A 4888-nucleotide genomic window follows, 5' to 3' on the forward strand; every position below is an offset into this window, starting at 1 on the left:
CGAAGCCACCCGCCACCACGATCTTCGCGCTGGTGGTTGAACGGGCCGCGCCGCCGCTAGAGCTTGCGAAGTCCACTGAGCACCCTTTCGAGCAGTGTCACGTCTGGCTGGCCGCCGGCGGCGGCGTCGCCGCCTGGCTGGTGGATGGCGACGAGTCCGGCCTCGGCCAGGTCGGCGACGAGGATTCGGGCGACGCCGAGGGGGATGGAGAGAAGTGCCGAGATCTCCGCGACCGACTTGATCTCGATGCAGAGCCGGCAGATCCGCTGGTGCTCGGGCAACTGCCCCTGCAGCCGGGACGGGTCGGCCGTCGTACTGACCAGTGCCTCGATGGCGAGCTGGTAGCGCGGCCGGGTCCGGCCGCCGGTCATCGCGTACGGACGCACCAGCGGGTTGTGCCCGCCCGAACCGCTGCCCGAACCGCTGCTCGAACCGCCCGCACCGGCGGGGGACGGGGCGCGGTGGGCGCCCGCGGACTGGCCCTGAGGCTGCCGATAGGGCTGCGACGCACCCTGTCTGCTCGGTGTGGAGGGAAAGTTGAACCGGTTCTGCGCGGGGTCGCCGAGCGGCGCCTGGTGCGCGTCATAACCGTTGTAGGGGCTTGCGCCCGGTGGTGTTCCCACGTTCTCCTCCTCGACTGCCTCGCGGTCCATGTCCCGTGGAACCGCGCCACCGCACCCTACGGGTCGGTGGCGCGAAACGCACTGTCTGTCTGTTAGTTGAGAAGACTTCCCTGAAGCTCCGCCCGGAGGTCAGGAGTCAGTACGGTGCCCGCCCGGTCCACGAGGAGGGCCATCTCGTAGCCCACGAGACCGATGTCCGCCTCGGGGTGGGCGAGCGCGGCCAGCGAGGAGCCGTCCGAGATCGACATGAGGAAGAGGAAGCCGCGCTCCATCTCCACCACGGTCTGGTTGACCGCACCGCCCTCGAAGATCCGGGACGCGCCCGCGGTCAGCGAGGTCAGTCCGGAGGCGACGGCCGCCAGCTGGTCGGCGCGGTCCCGGGGGAAACCCTCGGACATCGCCAGCAGGAGTCCGTCGGCGGAGACCACCACCGTGTGCGACACCCCGGGGGTGTTGTCCACGAAGTTGGTGATCAACCAGTTCAGATTCTGCGCCGCCTGGCTCATGCTCACACTAACGCTCCTGGTTGTAGGTACTGCCCGGGCCGAGGCCCGATCCGTTCGTGTCCGTTCCCGCGGTGCGTCCCTGCTGGACGCCCCGGCGCAGGTTGCTCAACCTGCCCCGTACGTCCTCGGGGGCGCGGGAGACCTGGGGGCCGCCCTGCGGGGTCTGCTCAGCCGTGCCCTCGACCAGGTTGGCCTTCGGGACCCGGCGGGGGAGACCGGAGGAGGTGACTCCGCCCGCCTTCGGGTCCTTGAGCTTTCCGGCCCGCTGCCAGCGCTCGTCGTTGGTCGAGCGCCACGTTTCGGGGCCGTCGGCTTCGTTCTGCTGCTGGTCCTGCGCCGACTGCGCGGGCTCCGCCTGCTGCGGCGACTGCTGCTGCGGCGCCTGCGGGCTCTGCGGGGCGACGCTGCCGCGGCGCGGCAGACCGGCGTCGGTCAGCGCGTGACCGGCGTCCGGGGCGGCACTCGGGGTCGGACCCGGACGGTCGAAGCCTACGCGCTCGGGGGCCTGTTCGGGAGCGGGCGGAGCAGATTCCGTTTCCGCACCGTACGGCTGCTGCCAGCCGTTCCCGTGAGCGTTCTGATCCTGCCACTCGGCCTGCTGGGACTGGGGATCGAACGTATTGCCGTACTGCTGCTGTTCGGCTGCCGGGGCATCGTACGAGGCTTCCGCATAGCCGGGCTGCTGGTACGTCTCGTACCCCTGCTGCGGGTACGCGTAGCCGTCCTGCTGCGGGTAGCCGGCCGCGTACTCCTGGCCGTAGTCCTGCGCCTGCGGGGGCTGCTGCTGCCCGTACTCCTGCTGCGCCGGCGCGTACTGCTCCTGCGCGTACTCCTGGCCCTGCTGCTGCCCGTACTCCTGGCCCTGCCCGTACTCCTGGCCCTGGCCGTAGTCCTGGTCCTGGTGCCCGTAGGCCTCCGCCTGCTCCGGCTGCTCGGCCTGCTCCACCTCGTCGCGGAAGAGCGGACGGTCACCGCCCTGCGCCTGGGCCTCCAGGGCGGCACGCCGCCCCTCACGCTTCAGCGAGCGGTCGACCGGGTCGACCGGGCGCTCCTCCTCGGCCGACCGGTCGTAGCGCGAGTCGTCGAAGCCGAGGTCGGCGGCGGTCAGCATCTGCTGCTGCGGCGGCGCGCTCTCGAACGCGTTCTGCTGCTGCGGGATGATCTGGGAGACGGTGAAGTCGTCCTGGTGCGCCTGCTCGCCACCGCCACCGTGGGTGATCGCGTCCGGCAGCATGACGAGCGAGGTCGTACCGGCCTGCTCGCCCGAGGGGCGGAGCTGGACCCGGATGCCGTGGCGGTCGGCGAGGCGGCCGACCACGAACAGGCCCATGCGCTGCGAGACGGCCACGTCGACCGTCGGCGGGTTGGCCAGCTTGTGGTTGATGTCCGCGAAGTCCTCGGCTGTGAGGCCGATGCCCTTGTCGTGGATCTCGACCATCACGCGGCCGTCGGGGAGACGGGTCGCGGTGACGCGGACCTTGGTCTGCGGGGAGGAGAACGTGGTGGCGTTCTCCAGGAGCTCGGCGAGCAGGTGGACGAGGTCGGTCACGGCCTGGCCGTGGATCTCGGCCTCCGGGACGCCCGCGAGCTCGATGCGCTCGTACTGCTCCACCTCGGAGGAGGCGGCGCGCATGACGTCGACCAGCGGGACCGGCTGGTCCCAGCGGCGGCCGGGCTCCTCGCCGGCGAGGACGAGGAGGTTCTCGCCGTTGCGGCGCATACGGGTGGCCAGGTGGTCCAGCTTGAAGAGGTTCTCCAGCTGGTCCGGGTCGGCCTCGTTGTTCTCCAGGTCGGTGATGAGGGTCAGCTGGCCCTCGATCAGCGACTGGTTGCGGCGCGAGAGGTTGGTGAAGATCGCGTTGACGTTGCCCCGGAGCATGGCCTGCTCGGCGGCGAGCCGGACGGCCTCGCGGTGCACCTGGTCGAAGGCGCGGGCGACCTCGCCGATCTCGTCCTGCGAGTCGATCGGGATGGGCTGGACGCGGGTGTCGACACGGCCAGGCTCGGTACGGGACAGCTGGTCGACCAGCATCGGCAGACGCTGCTCGGCGATGCCGAAGGCGGCGGTGCGCAGCTGCTGCATGGCGCGGCTCATCTGGCGGGCCATCATCCCGGCCAGGATGAAGGCGGTGAGCAGGGCGACGACGACGATGCCGCCGATGACCCAGGCGTCCGTCTTGGCCTCGTCGGAGATCCGCACGGCCTCGTTCACGGCCTTGTCGACGAGGATCTTCTCGACCTCGGAGTAGCCCTCGAACTTGGCGGTGGCGACGGCCATCCAGGTCTCGGCCGTGATGCCCTTGGCCGCGAGGGCCGCGAGAGCGTCGGGGTTCTTGGCGGTGCCGATCGCGGAGGCCGCGCCGGAGTAGACGGAGCCGTCCTTGCCCTTGGGCAGTTCGACGCCGGCGGCCCGCATCTGCTTGGCGCCCTCGGTGGCCTTGCCGGCCATGACCTTCTTGAGCAGCTCGACGTCCTCGGGCATACCGCCGGAGGCGAACTCGCCGAGGGCGATCTGCTCCAGGTAGTTGTACGAGTTGAACGCCACGGACTGCTGGGCGAAGACGGCTTCCTGGCGGCTGGGCCGGACCAGGAGCTGGGTGCCGATCGAGCGCTGGAGGGACTCGGCGCCCTTGGCCAGCTGGATGGCGTAGACACTGCGGCCGTAGGCGGTGACGTTGCCGGTGCCGAGGCCGAGCTCGTTGGAGAACTCGGTGAGGTAGTGCTGGACGCCGGTGTAGCCGAGCTGGGTGTTCACCGGGTCGAGGGCACGGGTGTACGCGGCCTTGCGCAGCGCGTCGAGCTTCGGCTCCTCGTCCTTGAAGAGGCGCAGCCGGCGCTCCAGGCCCTGGCCCGACGGCAGGTTCTTGGCGGCCTCGTCGAACTTCACGCGGGCGGCGTCGGTCGCGGCGTACGCCCGCGTGACCTCGTCGCTCTTGCGGTCCTCGGCGCTCTTGGCGGCGAGCAGCGGACCCGCGGTGAGGTCACGCTCGTTCAGCAGGGCGGTGCTGTACTCCGAGGCGGCGCGCACGATGAGCGCCGTCTTCTCGGCGTCCTGCGCCTCCTGCCAGGTGTCGATCGCGCCCTTGACCTGGAAGCCGCCCATGACGAGGCCGACGAGCACGGGTATGAGGAGGATCGCGTTCAGTCGGGTGGGCACCCGCCAGTTGCGGGGCGACAGCTTGCTGGAGCTGCCCTTGCCCGCGGCCGCGGTCGGCGGCGGTGTCACGGGCATGTCCGCGGGGAACACGGCAGTACGCGACGGCGGCGTGAAGTTGCCCCGCGTCTGCTGCTCCGCGGAGCTTTCCTTGCTTCGCCTCACTCGACCAACAACCTCTCGGCGTCGGCACCTACGTTGTGCCGGTGTTTCGTTCAGGGCCTACTCGGGAGTTCATGAATTGCAGCACGTGAAGGGGGTCCGTTCCAAACAGTGGGATACGGCCCCCTTCAGTGGTCCAGGCCTCGCATAAAACGGGCATAAAGAGCGAGCCCCGCCAAATGGCGGGGCTCATGTGAGCGCAGTGACACCGGTCGGATGCGTCGTGTGTCCGGGACGCTCCAATTCTCTGTCGAAACGTTATGAACGCACGGGCGGCCGTGTCGAAGGACACAGACCGCCCCTGGCAGCGGCATATGACAACCGCCCCGACCGCTCCGCTACTTGAGCCGGGCCATGAGGGCGTGCTCCACGAGCGTGATGAGAGCGCTCTTGGCGTCGGCGCGGTGGCGGGCGTCGGTGGTGATGATGGGGGTGTCGGGGCC

Annotated in this window: 3 protein-coding genes and 2 pseudogenes; all 5 read right to left on the reverse strand. The window is 70.1% G+C overall.

What is annotated here, in order from left to right; all coding sequences use genetic code 11:
* Positions 1–76 (reverse strand): annotated as a pseudogene (locus tag ABZ567_RS32185) (ATP-binding protein); the annotation flags it as partial.
* Positions 57–623, reverse strand: coding sequence for a DUF742 domain-containing protein (locus tag ABZ567_RS32190; RefSeq protein WP_360796911.1), 567 nt, complete (start codon positions 621–623; stop codon positions 57–59). The pseudogene ABZ567_RS32185 and the gene ABZ567_RS32190, both read right to left, overlap by 20 nt.
* Before the next feature lie 92 nt (positions 624–715).
* A complete protein-coding gene (locus ABZ567_RS32195; RefSeq protein WP_317877038.1) occupies positions 716–1129 on the reverse strand; it encodes a roadblock/LC7 domain-containing protein in 414 nt (137 codons plus the stop codon).
* Between the two features lie 7 nt (positions 1130–1136).
* Positions 1137–4448 (reverse strand): nitrate- and nitrite sensing domain-containing protein, encoded by a 3312-nt coding sequence (locus ABZ567_RS32200; RefSeq protein ID WP_360796908.1) that lies wholly within the window; start codon positions 4446–4448, stop codon positions 1137–1139.
* 335 nt (positions 4449–4783) lie between these two features.
* Positions 4784–4888 (reverse strand): annotated as a pseudogene (locus ABZ567_RS32205) (ATP-binding protein); the annotation flags it as partial.

This window comes from Streptomyces sp. NPDC016459, from assembly GCF_040632845.1.
Lineage (GTDB): Bacteria > Actinomycetota > Actinomycetes > Streptomycetales > Streptomycetaceae > Streptomyces.

Coding starts and splice junctions, on each gene's coding strand:
- ABZ567_RS32195 (WP_317877038.1), bottom strand. CDS start 1,129: ATGAGCCAGGCGGCGCAGAATCTGAACTGGTTGATCACCAACTTCGTG.